General features: G+C 55.8%; 17 protein-coding genes and 1 pseudogene. 5 read left to right on the forward strand and 13 right to left on the reverse strand.

Going from position 1 to position 17,370, the window contains the following annotated elements; all coding sequences use genetic code 11:
- A partial coding sequence (locus H5P30_RS18765) for a transposase (protein WP_185691333.1) occupies positions 1 to 313 on the reverse strand: 313 nt, incomplete at its 3' end.
- Between the two features lie 47 nt (positions 314 to 360).
- Between H5P30_RS18765 and H5P30_RS18770 the strand changes: the two are divergent.
- The 3 genes and pseudogenes from H5P30_RS18770 to H5P30_RS18780 all read left to right on the forward strand — a co-directional run.
- Positions 361 to 489: pseudogene (locus tag H5P30_RS18770) on the forward strand (transposase); the annotation flags it as partial.
- A gap of 28 nt (positions 490 to 517) precedes the next feature.
- Positions 518 to 1,525, forward strand: a complete 1,008-nt coding sequence (locus H5P30_RS18775; protein WP_185694450.1) for a right-handed parallel beta-helix repeat-containing protein — start codon at positions 518 to 520, stop codon at positions 1,523 to 1,525.
- Entirely contained in the window at positions 1,518 to 2,192 is a 675-nt protein-coding gene (locus H5P30_RS18780) for a DUF1559 family PulG-like putative transporter (RefSeq protein WP_185694451.1), read from the forward strand. The genes H5P30_RS18775 and H5P30_RS18780 overlap by 8 nt, the downstream gene beginning before the upstream one ends.
- Positions 2,193 to 2,261: 69 nt before the next feature.
- Here the strand turns inward: H5P30_RS18780 and H5P30_RS18785 are convergent, their stop codons facing one another.
- Both H5P30_RS18785 and H5P30_RS18790 read right to left on the reverse strand, forming a co-directional pair.
- Positions 2,262 to 2,966, reverse strand: coding sequence for a cellulose binding domain-containing protein (locus tag H5P30_RS18785; RefSeq protein ID WP_185694452.1), 705 nt, complete (start codon positions 2,964 to 2,966; stop codon positions 2,262 to 2,264).
- A 71-nt stretch (positions 2,967 to 3,037) separates the two neighbouring features.
- A complete protein-coding gene (locus tag H5P30_RS18790; RefSeq protein ID WP_185694453.1) occupies positions 3,038 to 3,886 on the reverse strand; it encodes a polysaccharide deacetylase family protein in 849 nt (282 codons plus the stop codon).
- Between the two features lie 130 nt (positions 3,887 to 4,016).
- Here H5P30_RS18790 and H5P30_RS18795 point away from each other — a divergent pair, with 130 nt between their 5' ends.
- Positions 4,017 to 4,304 (forward strand): ATP-binding protein, encoded by a 288-nt coding sequence (locus H5P30_RS18795; RefSeq protein WP_185694454.1) that lies wholly within the window; start codon positions 4,017 to 4,019, stop codon positions 4,302 to 4,304.
- Positions 4,305 to 4,358: 54 nt separating this feature from the next.
- Here H5P30_RS18795 and H5P30_RS18800 read toward each other — a convergent pair whose 3' ends face one another.
- The 9 genes from H5P30_RS18800 to H5P30_RS18840 all read right to left on the reverse strand — a co-directional run bounded on the left by H5P30_RS18800 (position 4,359) and on the right by H5P30_RS18840 (position 15,388).
- On the reverse strand, positions 4,359 to 8,078 hold the full coding sequence (locus H5P30_RS18800; protein WP_185694455.1) for an efflux RND transporter permease subunit: 3,720 nt from the start codon (positions 8,076 to 8,078) through the stop codon (positions 4,359 to 4,361).
- Positions 8,075 to 8,446, reverse strand: a complete 372-nt coding sequence (locus tag H5P30_RS18805; protein WP_185694456.1) for a four helix bundle protein — start codon at positions 8,444 to 8,446, stop codon at positions 8,075 to 8,077. Before H5P30_RS18805 ends, H5P30_RS18800 begins: the two co-directional genes overlap by 4 nt.
- The gene (locus tag H5P30_RS18810; protein ID WP_185694457.1) at positions 8,443 to 10,356 is read right to left on the reverse strand and encodes an efflux RND transporter periplasmic adaptor subunit; all 1,914 of its coding nucleotides are present in this window, start codon (positions 10,354 to 10,356) and stop codon (positions 8,443 to 8,445) included. Before H5P30_RS18810 ends, H5P30_RS18805 begins: the two co-directional genes overlap by 4 nt.
- Positions 10,349 to 11,683, reverse strand: a complete 1,335-nt coding sequence (locus tag H5P30_RS18815; RefSeq protein ID WP_221774411.1) for a TolC family protein — start codon at positions 11,681 to 11,683, stop codon at positions 10,349 to 10,351. The genes H5P30_RS18810 and H5P30_RS18815 overlap by 8 nt, the downstream gene beginning before the upstream one ends.
- Positions 11,684 to 11,773: 90 nt before the next feature.
- Positions 11,774 to 12,511, reverse strand: a complete 738-nt coding sequence (locus tag H5P30_RS18820) for a glutaredoxin (protein WP_185694458.1) — start codon at positions 12,509 to 12,511, stop codon at positions 11,774 to 11,776.
- 157 nt (positions 12,512 to 12,668) lie between these two features.
- Entirely contained in the window at positions 12,669 to 13,262 is a 594-nt protein-coding gene (locus H5P30_RS18825) for an RNA polymerase sigma factor (protein WP_185694459.1), read from the reverse strand.
- Between the two features lie 7 nt (positions 13,263 to 13,269).
- Positions 13,270 to 13,740, reverse strand: a complete 471-nt coding sequence (locus tag H5P30_RS18830; RefSeq protein ID WP_185694460.1) for a periplasmic heavy metal sensor — start codon at positions 13,738 to 13,740, stop codon at positions 13,270 to 13,272.
- Between the two features lie 3 nt (positions 13,741 to 13,743).
- Positions 13,744 to 14,076, reverse strand: coding sequence for a hypothetical protein (locus H5P30_RS18835; RefSeq protein WP_185694461.1), 333 nt, complete (start codon positions 14,074 to 14,076; stop codon positions 13,744 to 13,746).
- 562 nt (positions 14,077 to 14,638) lie between these two features.
- Positions 14,639 to 15,388 (reverse strand): rhamnogalacturonan acetylesterase, encoded by a 750-nt coding sequence (locus H5P30_RS18840; protein ID WP_185694462.1) that lies wholly within the window; start codon positions 15,386 to 15,388, stop codon positions 14,639 to 14,641.
- A gap of 322 nt (positions 15,389 to 15,710) precedes the next feature.
- Between H5P30_RS18840 and H5P30_RS18845 the strand changes: the two genes are divergently transcribed.
- Entirely contained in the window at positions 15,711 to 16,034 is a 324-nt protein-coding gene (locus tag H5P30_RS18845) for a hypothetical protein (protein ID WP_185694463.1), read from the forward strand.
- Positions 16,035 to 16,261: 227 nt separating this feature from the next.
- On the opposite strand, the gene H5P30_RS18850 is transcribed toward H5P30_RS18845, so the two are convergent.
- Positions 16,262 to 17,368: a PfkB family carbohydrate kinase gene (locus tag H5P30_RS18850; protein WP_185694464.1), complete on the reverse strand. Its 1,107-nt coding sequence runs from the start codon at positions 17,366 to 17,368 to the stop codon at positions 16,262 to 16,264.
- Positions 17,369 to 17,370 lie beyond the last annotated feature (2 nt).

The raw sequence follows: 17,370 nt of genomic DNA on the forward strand, positions 1-17,370 counted from the left end.
CTTTTTTTAAGATGTCGCGCTGACGACGCAGTTGCTCGTTCTCCCGGCGCAAACGCTTTAGCTCCGAGGCTTCATCAGGATCGGAGGCTCCGGAAGGCATCTCCCCCGGCTCACGCCGGTCTCGATCCCTTCCTTCTCCTCCGATCCCAGCTGCACGATTACGCCATAATCTCAGCGTGTTCGGGGAAACTCCCAGTTCTTCAGCTACGTGCTTGAGAGGGCGAGCACTACTGATCAGAAGATCAACAGCTCCCTCGCGGAACTCACGGGAATAGGCAGGTTTGGTTGGTGGCATATCGGTTATCCTTTTCATTTGCACCGAGCTGTCCAACATATCAGGGGAAGCTCACCTCAGCCAAATACCCACTCAACACCAGCGTGCTCGAGGGCATGAACAACAAGATCAAGGTCATCAAAAGAACCGCTTATGGCTTCAGGGATACGGAATACTTCTTCCTCAAGATTAAGCATGCTTTCCCCGGGAAATGACGATGAACGGCTTAATTTTGGTGTTCCTTTGGTATTCATTTTATCCTCTTCCGAAGAGGAATCAGAAGCGAGTTCTTCCGCCGCGGGTCGAGTCCTGGAGGTGGACAGGCGGGGTGGTGCCGAATTTGCGAGCTTGCGCGAAGCGGCCAAGGCCAGCGGCCCCGGAGATGTGATTCGCATCGCCCCGGGGAGTGGTCCATATCGGGAAGTTCTGGAGATTACGAACTCGGGAAGAGCTGGGGCTCCGATTGTTGTCGAAGGTAATGGAGAACTGGTGACGGGTTTTGAGCCACTCGAGGGATTTCGAAAATCGGGAGATGCTTATGTTTGCGATCTGCCGGTCGAGTTTCCTTTTGTGCTCACCCACAAGGGAGAGCGAGTGGCCCAAGATGCCGAGACGAAACAATTCGGGGAGTTGGCAAAACTCTCCGAGGATCAGAGGCAATTGCAGTTGCTTCCGGGCGTGAGTCCCGAGAGCTGGGAAATCTCGACACGGACCTATGTTGTCAAGGTATGGAATGTTTCGCACCATATCTACCGAGACCTTCGGGCTTCAGGCGCGCAAAATGATGCTTTCAATCTTCATGGAGTAGGCGAGCACCTGGTGTTTGAGAATGTGGAGGGATTTCATTCTCTCGACGAGGGATTTTCGGCCCACGATGACATTTCCTGCGAGGTTCATGGGGGAGAGTTTTATGGGAACGACAACGGTCTCGTGAATATTGCGGACAGCAAGATGGTCGCCTCGAATCTGGAGATTCGTGGAAACTTGGGGTGGGGGCTTTACTTGCTGGATTGTGAAGCGGTCTTGGACGACGTTCTTGTCGAAGAAAATGGTTTGGCGCAGATCATGGTCGCCAATTCTGTCGTCGAATGGAATCACGTGACGGCGGTGATGCCCTCGTGGAATGATCGACGCTGGGTGACCTACAATGAATCTTCGGGCAAGGAACCGGCTAAAGCGCCTCTTGTGACGGATCGCCGGAGTCAGGTTAGCGGCACTCTGCCCAAACTGGTGGGAGGATCCGATGAATAGAGTGGATCATTTTTTCAATACCTCGACTGAAGGAAGCAGGAGAAAGGGCTTCTCGCTCATCGAACTGCTGACGGTGATTGCGGTGCTCGGGATTCTCGGAGGCATCCTAACCGTGGCGGTCGGCAGTGCGCGGAGGATGGCCCGCTCGGCCGAGTGTACTTCGAACTTAAGGAATCTGGGCATGGGCCTGAATCTCTACTCGCAGAATAATCATGGTAAGCTGCCTACAGCCGGAAATTACAATACCGTTCCCGGAGTGGGTGAGAATAAGAGCTGGATGCTGGCCTTAAGTGAGTTCATGGAGCAGAAGTTTCCGGGCGAGAACGAAAAAACCATGTTTCTTTGTCCGTCCGCTGTAGAGACCTATCCGGATGGAGTGGCTCGGAGAACGTATGGCATGAACGCAGCGGGAACTGGGGCCGATGTCGAGATGCGGGTTGGGTCTTTTCTCAAGCCAACTTCGACGGTTCTCCTGATGGATACGGTTCATCTCAGCGATGGAGACGGCCAATATGCATTTGGTGCGGGCAGTTACGAGAGATTTGCGGATTGGCGCCATGGTGATTCGCTGAATGCTCTCTTTGTCGATGGTCATGTGGAGAACATCCAACGAGCCAATAAGGCGGACCTCGGTGAATATGTTCTAAACTATCGGGAGCGGGAATAGTCGGACCGATAATGTTCCCGGAGAAGTCATTTTTCCGAGATCGGGATCGTGATTCTTTTCTGGGAGGAATCAATATATCGGCTTGATGCGGTAGAATACTGAGCCCCGGGTGGCGGGGGCGGACCAATCGTTGTGACCGTAGAGGGTGTCGATGGGTTGCCATCCGTCTGGAGATAGGTCGGTGCTCATCTCGACTTGATACATCGGGGCAACGTGATCCCATGCGAGGTGGACTCCTTGGCCATGTGGGGCTCTTTCAATCTTTAGGCCGGGTGTAGGGTAACCGGCCCGGCGGAATGTTCCAGTAGCTAGACCGAGTGAGGATGCATCGCCGCTGGCGACGAATTCGTAGACGGTGGTTTCCCCGGGGGAAAGGGTCGAGGCTCCGTTTCCGGGACGAATCAGCCAATGATCCCCCTCTGCTTGTCGGGCTCCCTTACCCCATCCGCTCGTAAGCGTCGTCTCGCCCGGATCCAGCTGGAGGGTCCAGGCGGGGATGGAGTCCGATTCAGGATTGTCGACGATGATGGCGGCTTGAAATCCCGTGTCCCATTCGCTGGTAATTTTGATGCTTATAGTGGGGGTGTCGGTCGGAATACTTTGAATAAAGGCGGTATCCGGTGCCGGGTAGGCCACGGCTTGTTCGTGGATGGAGCGGACGGCTCCACGTTCGAATTCAGGTGCGAATGTTTCTGATTCGGGGACGGCTTCGTAGGTCTCCCGATGAAACAAATTTTCGGCTGCGACCATCTCGGCGTTGACCGGATTTCTCATCCAGTTTTCCAATTGCGAGAGGGTGGCGACCCAGACATCGGGTTGGTCGAGGGCCCAATCGAGGAAATCATTCAGGCCTCCCGCGGTCCCGTCATTGAGCCAGGTCGCGGCGTGGAGCCAGATGCCCAGCGGGGCGCGGTTCCGTTGTAGCGTAGTTCGAAGTTCTCCCTCAGGACGTTGTCGAGCGATTCGCCGGAGACCCCTGGGTCCATGCCTAGATAGTTTTCGCCTTCCTTGAGTCGCCACATCGGAATCTCGAGAATAGAGGGGAGGCTTTCTTCAGAGCCCGTTTCGGTCCATCTCTCGTGTTGCAGACCGTCGTGAAGGGTGTAGGGCCAGATAAAGTGCGAGGCATCGGAACTGGCCGTTTCCCATCCCGGAGCTTCCAGCGATGAGCTGTTGTAGGCGAAGTCGAGGGCTGCCAGGGCTTCAAACATCGGGCCATTATGAGCGAGAAAGGGGGCCCGAAATCCTCGGATCTCTTCGCGGGGAATGCCTGCGAATCGGATGAGGGTTTCCCGGCAGCCCTCCATTTCGTGAATCCAGGTCTCGAAATCCGTGTCCAATCCCGTCGTATGGGTCATGGTGTGGACGGCGATTTCATGCCCCGCCGCGTGCAGCCGGTGGATGAGCCAGTAGTCGGAGTCGTTGGTGCTGACAAAAAAGGTGAAGGGGATGGCGGAACCATCCGGATTTTGGTGCCCCTCGATGAGTTCCAACAATCCGAAAACCTGCTCCTGCACCGCATCGTCGAAGGTGATGACAATCATCTGCGGAACCTTATCCGGGGAGAGGCCACCGGGCGGCGATGTCGAGACGGGGATGATGGTCGCTTCCTCCGCATGGCAGAAGATCGTCAGGATCGAGAATACGATTCCTAAGCGCCAAGTGGCACCGATATGGCCGATCCAATTGATCATCTGAAATGAGAAAGAGAGAAGAAAGAGAGAGTTGGTTGTATTTTTTTTTACGCAATTTTTATACCAAATGACGTTAAATCCAAGCCGATATTCTCATTGGGGAGGGTCATTCGACCGCCAAACCTAATATTTGCATGAGGATTCTGGTTTGGTCTACGGGGCTTGCGCTATCGAAACCTATGTTCGCGACGAGGGCGTCGGAATGACCCCGGAAAAGGTAAAAGCCCTATTCTATGGGTCCGTGAACAGATCCTCCGGCACGCAGTCGGAGAAGGGGGCGGGCATCGGCCTCATGCTTTGTTATGACATGCTGATTACCGACGGGGGAAATATTCGGGTCGAGAGTCAGGAAGGCTTAGGAACGACGATGACTTTTCGGGTGCCAGAAGCTGGGGAGAAGCCGAAGACAATCGCTTGAGGTAGGGAAGAGAATCCGGATGCATCCGGTTTGGTCTCATTCTCGGATCAGTTTCTATTCATGGGGGCTGTCTGGCTTCGATTCATCCCGGCGCTCGTTGATCCGGAGATGGAGTTCGGCGAGCCCGCAGTAGAGGACGGGGACGACGAAGATCGAGAGGATGGCGAGGAGCATTCCTCCAAAAGAAGGGATCGCCATGGGGACCATGATGTCGGATCCACGTCCCACCGAGGTAAGCACCGGAAGGAGGGCGAGGATGGTTGTGGCACTGGTCATCATGGCGGGACGGACACGGCGGACTCCGGCTTCGACGGTGGCGGAGCGGATGGCTTCCCGAGTCTGGGGATCATCACGGTCAAATACCTGGCGAAGGTAGGTGCAAACGATGACGCCGTTGTCCGTCGCGATGCCAAACAGCGCAAGAAATCCCACCCAGACGGCAATGCTAAGATTGATGGTGCCCATTTGGAAAAGGTCACGAAGGTTTTGCCCGAAGAGACTGAAGTCGAGGAACCAAGGCTGGCCGTAGAGCCAAATGAGGATGAAGCCACCCGACCAGGCAAAGAGGATGCCGGAGAAAACGAGGAGGGTGGTGGAGATCCGCTTAAATTGAAAATAGAGGATGAGCCAGATCGAGAAGAGAGCGATCGGCAGGACGATGCGTAGTTTTTTCTCGGCGCGCACCTGGTTCTCATAGCTGCCAGTAAACTTGTAGCTGACGCCAGCAGGGATCTGAAGCTCACCCGTCTCAATCTTCTGCTGCAGGAATTTCTGGGCCTCTTCGACAACCTCGACCTCCGAAGTGCCGTCCTGCGAATCAAAGATGACATAGCCCACGAGGAAGGTGTCTTCGCTTTTGATGACCTGAGGCCCTCGGACGTAGTGGAGGGAGGCGAGCTCGCGCAAGGGGATCTGGGTTCCGTCCGGGGCGGCCACCAGTATCTCTTCGATCGATTCCATGCTGTCCCGCAGCTCGCGCATGTATCTCACCCGCACGGGATAGCGTTCTCGCCCCTCGACGGTTTGGGTGATCGGTTTGCCGCCGACAGCGACCTCGATCACGTCCAGAACTGTCTTGATCTTGACGCCGTAGCGAGCAATGGCCTCCCGATCAATGTCGATCTCCAGATAGGGCTTTCCAACGATTCGGTCCGCGAGGACGGCTTCGGATTTGATCGAGGGGACCTGCTTGAGGAAGCCCTCGATCTCAAGCGCGACCCGTTCAAGAGTTGCGAGGTCGGGACCGTAAACCTTGAGTCCCATGGGTGCCCGCATTCCGCTTTGCAGCATGACGAGACGGGCGGCGATGGGCTGGAGCTTCGGGGCGGACGTGGTGCCGGGAATGGTCGCGGCTTTCACGATCTCTTTCCAGATGTCATCGGGTTTCTGAATCTGGTCGCGCCATTGGCGGTAGGGCCGTCCGTCTTCGTCCGGAATCAATTCACCGTCCTCGCCCCGTTCAAAATCGTCGTCGGACTCGTTGTAGGCAAAGGTGAGGATGCGGCCGTTCTCGTCGGTGATGAACTCCGATTTGTAGGAGATGATGGTCTCAATCATCGAGATGGGTGCGGGGTCGAGTGGACTCTCTACCCGCCCAAGCTTACCCACGGCGCTCTCGACCTCGGGGATCGCGTTGATGGCCATGTCTTGTTTTCGCAGGACATCCATGACTTCACCGATCGAGGCGTGTGGCATCGTGGTCGGCATGAGCAGATAGGAACCTTCATCCAGATTCGGCATGAATTCTTTGCCCAGCCCCGGAATCGCATGGGCGATGGCGACATAGGGCTTGGACTGCTGGAGGCGGGTCGGCAGCCAGCCGAAGACTTGGCTCCAGCCGAGCCAGATCGTGAATCCAAAGAGCACGATCAGGCCGCTGAAGGCGATGAAGACGATCTTAATTCGCAAAAGGAAGGCGAGGATCTTCGCGTAGAAGGCGATGAGTAGGTAGAAAAACCCGAGTAATCCGCCGATGAGAAGGGCGACCAGGAAGAAGTTTTGCGCATGGCGTTCGGCCCCGAGGGGTTGCCAGTCGGAGGCGAGCAGTTGCACTACGAAAAGGACGAAGAGGCCGAGGAAAAGAGCGCGGGTGATCCGAAAGATTTTTTGAAAAGTCGAGGAGGTGGAATCGGACTTTTGGGGCTTCCGCCGACCGTTCCGGTAGCCGAGAAACCAGTGGGCGAGTGCCGGGAGAATGGTGAGGGCAATGACGATGGAGCCGACGAGGGCGAAGGTCTTGGTGTAGGCCAGTGGGCGGAAGAGTTTTCCTTCCGCAGCTTCCATCGTAAAGACGGGCAGGAAGCTGATGATGGTCGTCAGGACAGCCGCGAGGACGGCCCCGGAGACCTCCGTGCAGGCACGGTAAACGACCTCCAGTCGGTTCTCTTCCGGATCGGCTTCGTCGAGATGCTTGAGGATGTTCTCGATCAGCACGACCCCCAGGTCCACGATGGTCCCGATCGCGATCGCGATGCCCGAGAGAGCGACCACGTTTGCATCGACGCCGAAGAGCTTCATGCCGATGAAGGAGAACAAAACGGCGAGGGGCAGTACGGCGGAGATCAGGCCGGCGCTCCGAAGGTGTAGGACCATGACCACGACGACAATGATCGTGACGAGAATCTGCTGGCCGACGGCGCTTTCCAGCGTTCCCAGAGTCTCGTAGATCAGGCCGGTGCGGTCGTAGAAGGGGACAATTTCAATTTGGCTCTCGGTGCCATCGGCGAGGGTTTTCTTCGGGAGACCGGGGGAGATCTCACGAATCTTTTCTTTGACCCGTTTGATGACCTCCAGCGGGTTCTCGCCGTAGCGGGTGACCACCACGCCTCCGACGGCTTCCGCTCCGGCTTTGTCGAGGGCGCCTCGCCGCAGAGCCGGTCCGAATTCAATCGAGGCGATTTGGTCGAGGGTGATCGGGACGTTGTCGCGCTGGGTGATGACCGTCTTGCGCAGGTCGTCGAGATTTTCAATGAAGCCGAGGCCGCGCACAACATACTCGACCGCGTTGATCTCGATGGTTCGCGCCCCAACATCGAGATTGCTGCCCCGCACGGCATCGAAGACCTCGTGCAAGGCAATGTCGTAGGTGCGTAGGGCATCTGGATCGACATCAATTTGGTATTCTTTGACGAAGCCGCCGACCGAAGAAACTTCGGCCACGCCGTCCACGCCCTGTAGGGCGTAGCGGACATACCAGTCCTGGGTGCTGCGCAGCTCGTCGAGGTCCCAGCCTCCGGTAGGTTCTCCTTCCGGACTCATTCCTTCGAGGGTGTACCAAAATACCTGTCCGAGAGCGGTGGCGTCAGGGCCGAGCTGAGGGGAGACTCCCTGTGGCAGGATGTTCGCGGGGAGGCTGTTTAGTTTCTCGAGGATGCGTGACCGGGTCCAGTAGAACTCGGCTTCCTCCTTGAAGATGATATAGATCGAGGAGAATCCGAACATCGAATAACTGCGGATCGTCTTGACCTGGGGCAGACCGAGCAAAGCCGTCGTCAATGGGTAGGTGATCTGGTCCTCGATGTCCTGGGGCGAACGACCGGTCCACTCGGTGAAAACGATTTGCTGATTCTCGCCGATGTCCGGGATGGCATCGACCGGCACCGGATCGCGTGGCAGGAGATCCGACTCCCAGTCAAAGGGGGCGACGGAGATCCCCCAGAGAACCAGAACGGCGGTCAGAAGCACGACCACCAGTTTGTTCTCCAAACAGAAGCGAATGAGGGCGGAAAGGGGCGAGGGCCGCGGTGCGCGGGGCGCGGGGGAATCGGAATTCATTGTGAACTTCCTCTTCTTTTCAGACTGATAATCGTTTTGGTTAGAATCGCGAAGATGTGGCTGCAACGTTCGGTTCGATCCGCTACAATCTCCTCGGGAAACCACTTGCGCATCCGTTGGTATCTTCCTTTTGTTTCTCGCGCGGAGCCCCGGGCAATGACGAGGAAACGAATGTATTCCTTCGTAGTTTCCCGTCCGTGCCCTTCCTCAATATTGGCCGCAATGGAGTCGGCGCTGCCAAGTTGCTGGGAGACTAGTTTTTGAAGGGCAGGGTTACGTGTCAAAGGCGTCAAGTCTTCGATCACCAGATCGAAGAGTTCCATGGCGAGCCTGTAAGCCTTGAAGTTTTCGAGTGAATCCTGGCTCATTGGTGCGGCTCCTGATGAGTGTTTCCGGAGTTAGCCGTATTCGTATTCTCCCCCCTCGCCCTGCGCCCCTCGCCCCGAGCCCCTGTGCCAATCTCCCCCACAACTTCTCCGCAGTGAAGCATCATGGAGCCGAAGTAGGGGTTGAGGAGTTTGTCGGTGGGCTGGAGCCAGTCGGCTCCGCGGTCGTTGTAGACCATGGGGCAGTGCATTTGGTAGATCTGGCCCGTAAAGGCTTCGGGGTGGTCCTTTACCGCGGCAATCAGGACGTTGGAAAGAGTTTCGAAGTGAGGACGACGGATTCCGGCGAGATCCTCCTCGGCGAGCATCTTGTGGATGAGCTCGGGGATTTCACCTGTGTGCCCGGTAGTCGCCATCATCTCTTTGAGAGCGGCTTGGGATCCGACGAGGTCATCATTGGCCAGAGCCGCCTGAAGAGCGAAATACGAGGGTAGGATCGCGATCGCGGTTTCTCCTACGTCGGCCGAGCTGGTTGCTTCCGGCTCTGGGATCGTGGATGCTGACATCATGCTGGGCTTGGCCTGAATCTGGAGGGCGCTGTCGATTTTGAAGGCGCCATGGGTGACCACCGTTTCGCCCGCTTCCAGGCCGTCGGCGACGAGGTAGAATTTTCCGGCGCGAGGGCCGAGAACGATTTCCCTGCCTTCAAAAGTGGGGCGCTCGGCGTCGGGCTTCTCCACATAGACGACGGCGCGTTTGCCGGTGCGCAGGACCGCCGATGTGGGAACGACTAAAGGGGCCGGTTTGCTTTCGTCGGCGACGTAACCGAGCTCTTCAGCCGGGACCAGATCCATCCCGCAGACGTCACATTGGCCGGGGCCGTCTTTGATGATCTCCGGGTGCATCGGGCTGATCCATTTTCCCGCCAGCTCGGGAACATAGACCTGGCCGTCCTTGGCAATTCGCGAGGCGACGACTCCGCGGACGAACATCCCTGGCTTGAGCTGCCCGTCGGGATTGGGGACATTGACCCGGATCGGTATGGTTCGGGTTTTGCGATCCACCTCGGGATTGATGAAACTGATCCGGCCGTGGAAGGTTTGTCCCGGAAACGATTCGACGGTAAAAGTGACGTCTTGGCCGAATTTCAACCAGGGCAAATCCGATTCATAGGCATCCAGATAAGCCCAGAGAACCGAAAGATCGACAATCTTGAATAGGGGCTCGCCCGTCTGGACATAGTCGCCTTCTTTGACGTTTTTAGCGACAACGACTCCTCCGACGGGGGCTTTGAGGGAAAAGTGATCTTCGGCGGTTTCGCTCTCGAGGATGGCCTCAATCTGTTCCGGGAGAAGTCCCCAGAGTTCCAGCTTTTGGCGCGCGGCACGGGTGATCGAACTGTCCGGATCTACTCGGTAGGAGGAGAGGTATTCACTCTGCGCGGTCAGGAGCTCGGGGCTGTAGACCTTTGCCAGATGCTCACCTTTCTGGACCGGGATACCGGTGTAGTTGACGAAGAGTTCGTCGATGCGAGCAGGGAACCGGGCGGTGAGGGACTTCTCGTGCGTCTCGGCGTATTCGAGTTTCCCGACGAGCCGAATTTCGGCCTCTGGGTATTCTTGGGTGACGACAGTAGTCTGGATGTCGGCGAGTGCACGCGAAGCGTCACTCATGCTCATTTCACGGGGGCCTACTTCGGTGTCGGAATCTTTTTCGACCGGGATCAAGTCCATCCCGCAGATCGGGCAGCTCCCCGGCTCAGGTTGTTGGATCTGCGGGTGCATGGAGCAGGTCCAGAGAGTCGTTGCAGGAGGAGTTTTTGACGAAGACTCGGTAGCCGAAGACTCGGTCTCCGATGTGTTTTCAGGAAAGGCAAACCGTCCGAGTAAGATGCCCGCGAGTAGAGTAGGGATGGCGATGACGACTAGGAGGGAAATCGTTCTTTTATTCATAGGATGGAGATTTGGAAAATTCGCTGGATAGTGGTTGGTTGGCCAGGGTTTGAATGATGACGCGCTGCTTCCAGGCGTCTGCCACTGCTCGCCAGTAGAGAAGTTGCAGGTCGAGGAGGGAACGCTCACTGTCGATGACCTCGAGGATTCCGGTTCGGCCGCTCCGGTAACCAGCGCGGCTATTCTCGACCGCCTGTTCGGCCAGTCCCAGAAGCTCGTTGCCGTAGAGGTTGAGTTGCCGATTGGCGTTATTCAGGCTCGAGAGACTGGTCAAGAGCTTTGCCTGCAGGTCGTTCATGCGATTTGTGTATTCGCTTTCGAGAGAGCGCCGGCTGGCCAGGGCCTCCGCCTTGGATGCGTTGTATTTGCCGAACCATAGCGGAACGTTGACCGCGACCGTGAATCCCCACGGGTCTTGTCCTGCGTCGGGAGTGGTTGGGTTGACCACTGGATCCCCGGTTTGGATGTAATTGAGGCCCAGGGTGATGTCGGGGTAGTTGGCGAGTCGCGCGATTTCGCTCCGAGCTTCGGCGCTGTCGATTTGGCGCTGCATCATTTGCAGTTCCGGGTTGTTGGCCCGGATGGCGGCAGCGATCGAGGACGGATCGTAGGTGGTGGGCGCCGGAGCCTCCCATTTAGGATCGGGGAGGATTGAGGTCGTCGGGAGGCCGAGGAGTCGGCCCAACTCTGCGGATTGGGCGACCTTTTTTTGCTGGAGGGTCTGGAGGCGGTCATCGACTTTGCCGATTTCGACCTTGAGACGAAGGAGGGCATTCAAATCCGCGCCCGCTCGTACCTTCTCCTCGACGATGGGTTCGAGCTTTTGGAGGAGATCGCGATTCTCCCGAGTTAGGTCAATCGCTTCCCGGGTGTAGGTGTATTCGAAGAATGCCAGTGAAACCTCACGGGCCAGGACCAGTTGCTGGTTTTGGAGGGAATACCAAAGGACCTCCGCCTCTGCGGATGCAGCACTCTTCTGGCTTCCACGCTTTCCGAACCAAGGAAGCTTTTGGCTCAGAACAAACACATTCTCCTGCGGTCCGGTCCGGGTCTGGACGGATTCGATGAAGTGAGTGATCTGAAACATCGGATCCGGGAGGGCTCCCGATTGTGGAATACGCTGCATCCCGGCCTCGTAGCGTTGCTCCAGGGCCTCCAAGCGGGGATTGCTGGCCATGGCCTCGTTGAGGTAGTCCGAAAGCTCGAGGAGTTCGGGTTTGGCAGGTGATTCTGCGGAAGCGAGCAGCGCCGAGGCTAGCAGGAGGAGTGCGGGCGTCAGTCGGGTCCGCATCGGGAGGATGCGTCTGAGCGGAAAAAAGTCATTCATCGATCCTGCTTAAACGCAGGAAAGTGGCTCAACCCTCAGGATTTTGGCGAAAAACCGTTTCGCCGTATGAAGGGCTATGGTTCGGGGTACCTAAGCAGCTTGCGTGAGCATCCAAATGGCCATGGCCATCATCAAAAGGTTTTCAGTGAGGGAAATGAAGCCCAGGGGGACGCTGCTATCGCCGCCAACGCAAGCGCATTTCAAATCGCGTTTTTCGAGGTAGACGGCTTTGAAGATCGAGACCGCCCCAATACTGCTTGCGATGAGGACGATGGGTGCCACTACCCAGGTGAAGAGTCCTCCAATCATGAGAATGCCTCCGCCGGCCTCAATCACGGCGTAGACGTAGGCGTACGGAACGTAGCGCTGGGCCACGAGGTCATACTGGACGAAGCCCGTGGCGTATCCTTTCAAATCCTGAAGCTTTTGGATCCCGAGCGCACACATGCTGAAGGCGATAAACAATTCCGCGACTCGAATCAGGGAAAGGCTGCCGAGCGTTAGCCAGGTTGTGGAAAGTGCCATGAGAAACGTGACCGCAAAGATCGCCAACACGGGTTGGTAAGTTTCTCCCTCTTGGGGATCAGGGGAAAGGCCGAGATGCTCCCGGAGTGCATCGTAGCCGCCGAGATGTTTTCCCTCGATAAAGATCTGGGGAGTTTCGTCGACACGGTTTTCCTCTTTGTAACGCTTGTTCTCCTCCATGGATGTGAGGTGGTGATCTTTCACCTCGAAGTGGTGGCGCTTCAATAAATCGAGTGCTTTCACACCCCAGGGGCACAGGTGATCGGGAGTCACCATCCGATAGATTTCTGCTTTTTTCTTCATACTATTGTCCTTTCTTGGCTCCCTTTTTGCAACCTACAGGAACCACTTTTGAGCGTTTCGATAGGCTCCTTTCGGTCCGAGTCGATCAGGAACTTTTCCGGGAGAACCTCATGTTTCGTGGGAATCTCAGATTAAACGCAGGAAAGCGCTTCAACCCTCAGGATTTTTCGAGAAAGGGGGAAAGTTGGCGTTTCAGAGCCTGTCGAGCTCGGTAAATTCTCGTTTCGACGGTTTTTCGGCTCGTGCGTAAAATCTCTGCGCACTCATCGTAGCTGTTCCCCTCCAGAGTACAGAAAACAAAGGGGAACCTCAGTTTTTCGGGAAGGGATGACACCTCCTTGCGGATTCGTTTGAGATCGTCATTCGACTGGAGGTGTTCGGACGGGCTGCGCTCCCCGGAGTCGGTTTTTTCGGTGAGGGGCAGTGCAGAATCTTCACCATCCACTTGCGCGTCTAGGGCCAGAGTTTTTCGGTGCCTTTGATTGCGGCGGAGTCGGTCGCGGGCCACGTTTCGGGCGATCGTAAAGATCCAGGTCTTCGGAGCCGCCTTGGGTTTGAAGCGGTCCGCATTCTGGTAGACCTTGAAAAAGGTTTCTTCCGTGGCTTCGGCGGAATCCGCCTCGTTGTTGAGATAGCGATACGAAAACCGGAAGACGGCTTCCTTGTGCCGCCTCATCAGTTCAACGAGGGCCGATTCTTCGCCCCGGCCAATACCCGCAATGAGCTCGTCGTCTTTTGGCTCCGAGTCCATTGAGGCGTCACTGCGGAACGCTGAGGGCCTTTGCGGCGAGGTCTTGCAGGCGAACTTGTTTCTCCTCGGGCAAGACTTGCATCATCTGGAAGTAGTGGCGGATCGAGAGCTCCTGCAGCTGTCCGTGGATGATGTGCAGCTCGTGGATCAGTTGGTCGGTTTGTGGCGTGAACTCATCCGAAGTGGTGATTTCCTTTTTGAGTTCTTGGACCTTCGCTTGAAACTGCCGCTGCAATTCCGCCCGTTCCTGACGGTAGGCCGGTTCAAACTCATCGATCCGCGCGGCTTCTTCCGGGGTCAAGTCCAACTCTCGATGGAGCCAGTGATGACCGTCGGCGTCGTCGTGGCGGGTCCATCCTTCTTCGGACGAAAGAAGATGAGAGGTTAGGGACGAAACGGCGACACACAGGACGATGAGGCCGAGGGCGAGACCCAGGAAGACCCCGATCTTATTCTTTCGGTTGCTAGGAGCACTCATCGGTTACCGTTTGTGGATGTCGAAGACATCTTGGATCTGCAGAACTTCGAAGCCAAGCGCCTTGGACGCTTCGATCTCACTCTGCCGGGAGTCCGCAAAGGCGCGGGTCGAAAGAATCCCGATGCTCGAACTCACGGCAATCGTCAGCGCCAAGGCCGCGGCGACCACTCCCGGGCGAGGGATCACCCCGAGCGCCCAATCGAGCAACGACTGGGTTTCTTCCTCGGTCTTGATACGGATGCGCCGCAGCACATTCCTCTCGACGTTTACGGGGCAAGGGGGGAGGGGGGCTTCCTGCATATGGCTCACCCACCCGTCAAAATCTTTTTCTTTCATAGTCCGTTAAACGCAGAAGATGGCGAGAACCCTCGAAAATTCGAGTGAATTGCTAGGATTTCTGAAACCAATCCGGTTCCGAACTCATCGCCAGATCAACGATTTGCCCGGTGGTCTAGGTTCACTAAGAGTAGAATCTTCAGGTTTTTTCGGCCTAAAATAGGGGAAACCCGCAAAATGGAGGAAGGGGATAAAGAGGCTCTCCATAGTTCGGGAGTGGCCCTTCTTGCTGCTGACGCCTTTCCATTTTCTATCAGTCCTACGAGGATACAGGAGGAGAGATTAGATGGTCGTTCTCTGGACAATGATGGGCTTTGGTCCCGTGTTTTACATATTAAGAGTGTATGAATCTCGATGAAATAGCAGGTGTCACGGAGAAGACCTCGAAGGACATTGTGATTTTTACTGGGACGCAATTGCAGCAGTGACCTTTGGGCTGCGGAGGGATTGCTAGTTGCTCAGAAAAAAGCAAAATGAATCTGGGGTGCAAGGTCGACAGAAGTCAGTTGTCGTGAAACCTGAATTGATACTAAGTAGGCCCGAGACGAGTCGCCGATGATTTTTAATCGGTACGAGTGTCGGAGGGCGTGGAGTTTTCATTTTCGAAGAGTTCTGCTAGTTCTGGGGCATTGTCTTCAGCCAGTAGTAGTACCCATCCCGCAACTTTCTGGCTTGCTTCGAGTGAAAAGTGGGTGCGGTCGTTCGTGCCTGAGGGGGAAAATTTAGCGGCTCCTTCGGGCCCGATCTCTTGAATCTGCTTTACGCTATATTCATGAAGATCCAAGTATGGAACGTTTTCCTCTTCTGCGACAATCCGGACTGCTTCCGCATAGGGAGCGAGGGAATCTCGAAGCGATCCATCCGCCCGGAAATTGCGACGGCATACCGGTGTTATTAGGACCGGTCGGGCTCCGATGGCTCTTGCATCTTCTATATATTGGCGTAGGTGCTCCCGGTAGTCGGTCTCTGCGGCGCTCTCTCTTTCTGGGCCTTTACCTTTCTGGTCATTGTGCCCAAATTGGATTAGTATCCAGTCGGGTTTATGTGCCAAGGTTTTATCCCAAAGACCTTCGGTCCTGAAGCTCCTTGAGCTGCGTCCTCCTTTTGCTTCATTATATATGACTGTATTCGAGTTCGCATACTGTTGAAGGCCCCAACCCCATCCCGCTCGGTCTTTTGTGAGGATTGGTCCTGTTACCGTCGAATCGCCGGCTAGGCAGATAATTGTTTGCTGGGAAAGCAATGGAGTTGTGAGGAGTAACAGAATGAAGGAAATTGGCAGTAGAACCGAAATCTTAATATGGTGATGCATCTATTTAGTTTTATAATTTCGAGTGAAGTCGATGCTTCGATTTTCAGCACTTAATGACTTTAGCTGAACTCACGGAGACCTCCTGTCTCGATGAGTGTAGCCTTATCATTCGGTCGTATATTACAAAGCAAGGGGTCACTAGGATGGTTGAATACAGGATGATGGTAGCCCCGGTTGAGGTCCGTCCGGGGGGGCAGTTTTCCTTTTTGAACTTTTAAAATGGTTGTCTAAAGCATCTTGCCAAGTCGACGTGAAATGAATAAGACGTTTTCTCCAGTTTTCGAGCCGTCATCCGTTATGATCAGGTCGTAATTCATTGGGAGTGATAGAGGAAAGCCGTTCCGTAGAGGTCATGCGGAAAATGGTCGAGGGCTATGATGAGGTATGGCGCTGTTCTTCGGGGACGATCGGCTGGTTTCTGGAGGCCATGAAGCGAGCTGATTCGGATGCCGCCCCCCGAACAATACTCGTGCGTCTGTTTCAGCCCATGCTAGCCGCTGGAGCGGTCACGACTTGGGAGACATTTGACGGAGCGACCGATGATAGCCTCTGTCATCCGTGGCTGGCCGCTCCCGTTTGTCTTTTTCTGGAAGAAAGTCATTCAAAGAGGGCATTCAGTTTTCATTTCCAAGCCTTGAACGCTTGAGAGAGATATTTTCCTAAGGTGACAATTCTTCGGCCATCGCCAGTCCAGCAATTCTCCCGGTCGTCCATGCGGCCTGAAAGTTGAAGCATCACCGGTGATGCCGTCGATATCGAGAGGCGGCATCGGGGCTTCTTTTCCCTTAGAGGCGCCATAATGTGATCAGAATCCGAAAGCTATGTGTATCCGTATATGTTCTTGAGGAGGATTATTGGTTTTGCGGTGGATTTCTAGGCGGTGTCCCAGTCTCGTAGAAACTGGCAGAGATCATCAGAAGTTGCGCTGTGGCCATGGCGCACAAAGAAGCCGGAAGAGGCGACGGCGAGCTGAAGAGCGTCGCGCAGAGGACGCTCGAGGACTTTTCCCAGGGCGTAGCCGGCGTTGAAGCGGTCGCCGGCACCGGTAGATTTTTTAGGATTCTCGCAATAAGGCCCCCAAACCTCCGTCGATTCTTTGGCGCTGGCGCCGACCGCGTATCGGATGGAGTGGATAATGACAGTGTGCAGACCGAGGGCTTTGCGCAGTGAGGCAGCCTGAGATGTCGCAGTCGTGGGATCCGTTGCTTTGGGGTGAGAGCTTCCGGTCAGTTGCGAGAGGATGTTGGCTTCGTTTTGATTGAGCCCAAGGGTGACCTCTCCGTGCTCTTCATAGCGAGAGAGCTCCGACAGCATGGCCCGAATATCTGATTCCGAGCGAGTGGTGGGATCGACGAGGTCGAAGAAGAAACGGGGGGATTTGAGGTGAGAAAAGACATTTTCGCGGAGGTATTTCCAGCAAAGAGTCATGTGGGGGTAGAGGGTCCAATCTGTGATGGCGATGAGGTGGGCCTGCTCGCAGGATTTACGGAACTGTCCGTCCCGGAGGTATTCGGCCAAAGCGTCGGGATGAAATTTTTGCAATTGGCTGACGGCGCTGAACATGAGTTTGCCATCGGCGAACTCGAAAGCGAGGGTGCGGCCCGGTTCTGAGCCCCAGCTGACGAGCTGGGCCTTGGTGCCGTAGTCGGCGAAGGCCGGATGGAAGGGCTCACCGACGGTCGCGAAGGTCGTCACCGGAAGGCCCAGAGTCGCTAGGCCGTCTCCCATATTGATGGCGCAGCCTCCTGGGTCGATCTGGTTGAGAATGATCTCGCGGAGACTGCTGTGGCCGGCAGCGGCGCTGATTTGATTGCCAAGATCAGCGATAGTTTCAACGCGGCGGTATTGGTCGAGGGAGTGGCGCTCATCGACTACCGAGATCATTTCATCGACGAATCCGTCAAATCCAGTGACTACGGGAAGAGTACCGAGGGTGGACGCACGATCTTCAAGGGTTTGGGCAAGTTCAGAACGATTCATGG

The organism is Puniceicoccus vermicola (assembly GCF_014230055.1).
GTDB classification, from domain to species: domain Bacteria; phylum Verrucomicrobiota; class Verrucomicrobiia; order Opitutales; family Puniceicoccaceae; genus Puniceicoccus; species Puniceicoccus vermicola.

What these genes read in the sequence shown, in the direction of transcription:
- H5P30_RS18780 (WP_185694451.1), top strand. Translation starts at nt 1,518, where the DNA reads ATGAATAGAGTGGATCATTTTTTCAATACCTCGACTGAAGGAAGCAGG.
- H5P30_RS18785 (WP_185694452.1), bottom strand. Translation starts at nt 2,966, where the DNA reads ATGAGAAATCCGGTCAACGCCGAGATGGTCGCAGCCGAAAATTTGTTT.
- H5P30_RS18790 (WP_185694453.1), bottom strand. Translation starts at nt 3,886, where the DNA reads ATGATCAATTGGATCGGCCATATCGGTGCCACTTGGCGCTTAGGAATC.
- H5P30_RS18800 (WP_185694455.1), bottom strand. Translation starts at nt 8,078, where the DNA reads ATGAATTCCGATTCCCCCGCGCCCCGCGCACCGCGGCCCTCGCCCCTT.
- H5P30_RS18805 (WP_185694456.1), bottom strand. Translation starts at nt 8,446, where the DNA reads ATGAGCCAGGATTCACTCGAAAACTTCAAGGCTTACAGGCTCGCCATG.
- H5P30_RS18810 (WP_185694457.1), bottom strand. Translation starts at nt 10,356, where the DNA reads ATGAATAAAAGAACGATTTCCCTCCTAGTCGTCATCGCCATCCCTACT.
- H5P30_RS18815 (WP_221774411.1), bottom strand. Translation starts at nt 11,683, where the DNA reads ATGAATGACTTTTTTCCGCTCAGACGCATCCTCCCGATGCGGACCCGA.
- H5P30_RS18820 (WP_185694458.1), bottom strand. Translation starts at nt 12,511, where the DNA reads ATGAAGAAAAAAGCAGAAATCTATCGGATGGTGACTCCCGATCACCTG.
- H5P30_RS18825 (WP_185694459.1), bottom strand. Translation starts at nt 13,262, where the DNA reads ATGGACTCGGAGCCAAAAGACGACGAGCTCATTGCGGGTATTGGCCGG.
- H5P30_RS18830 (WP_185694460.1), bottom strand. Translation starts at nt 13,740, where the DNA reads ATGAGTGCTCCTAGCAACCGAAAGAATAAGATCGGGGTCTTCCTGGGT.
- H5P30_RS18835 (WP_185694461.1), bottom strand. Translation starts at nt 14,076, where the DNA reads ATGAAAGAAAAAGATTTTGACGGGTGGGTGAGCCATATGCAGGAAGCC.
- H5P30_RS18840 (WP_185694462.1), bottom strand. Translation starts at nt 15,388, where the DNA reads ATGCATCACCATATTAAGATTTCGGTTCTACTGCCAATTTCCTTCATT.
- H5P30_RS18850 (WP_185694464.1), bottom strand. Translation starts at nt 17,368, where the DNA reads ATGAATCGTTCTGAACTTGCCCAAACCCTTGAAGATCGTGCGTCCACC.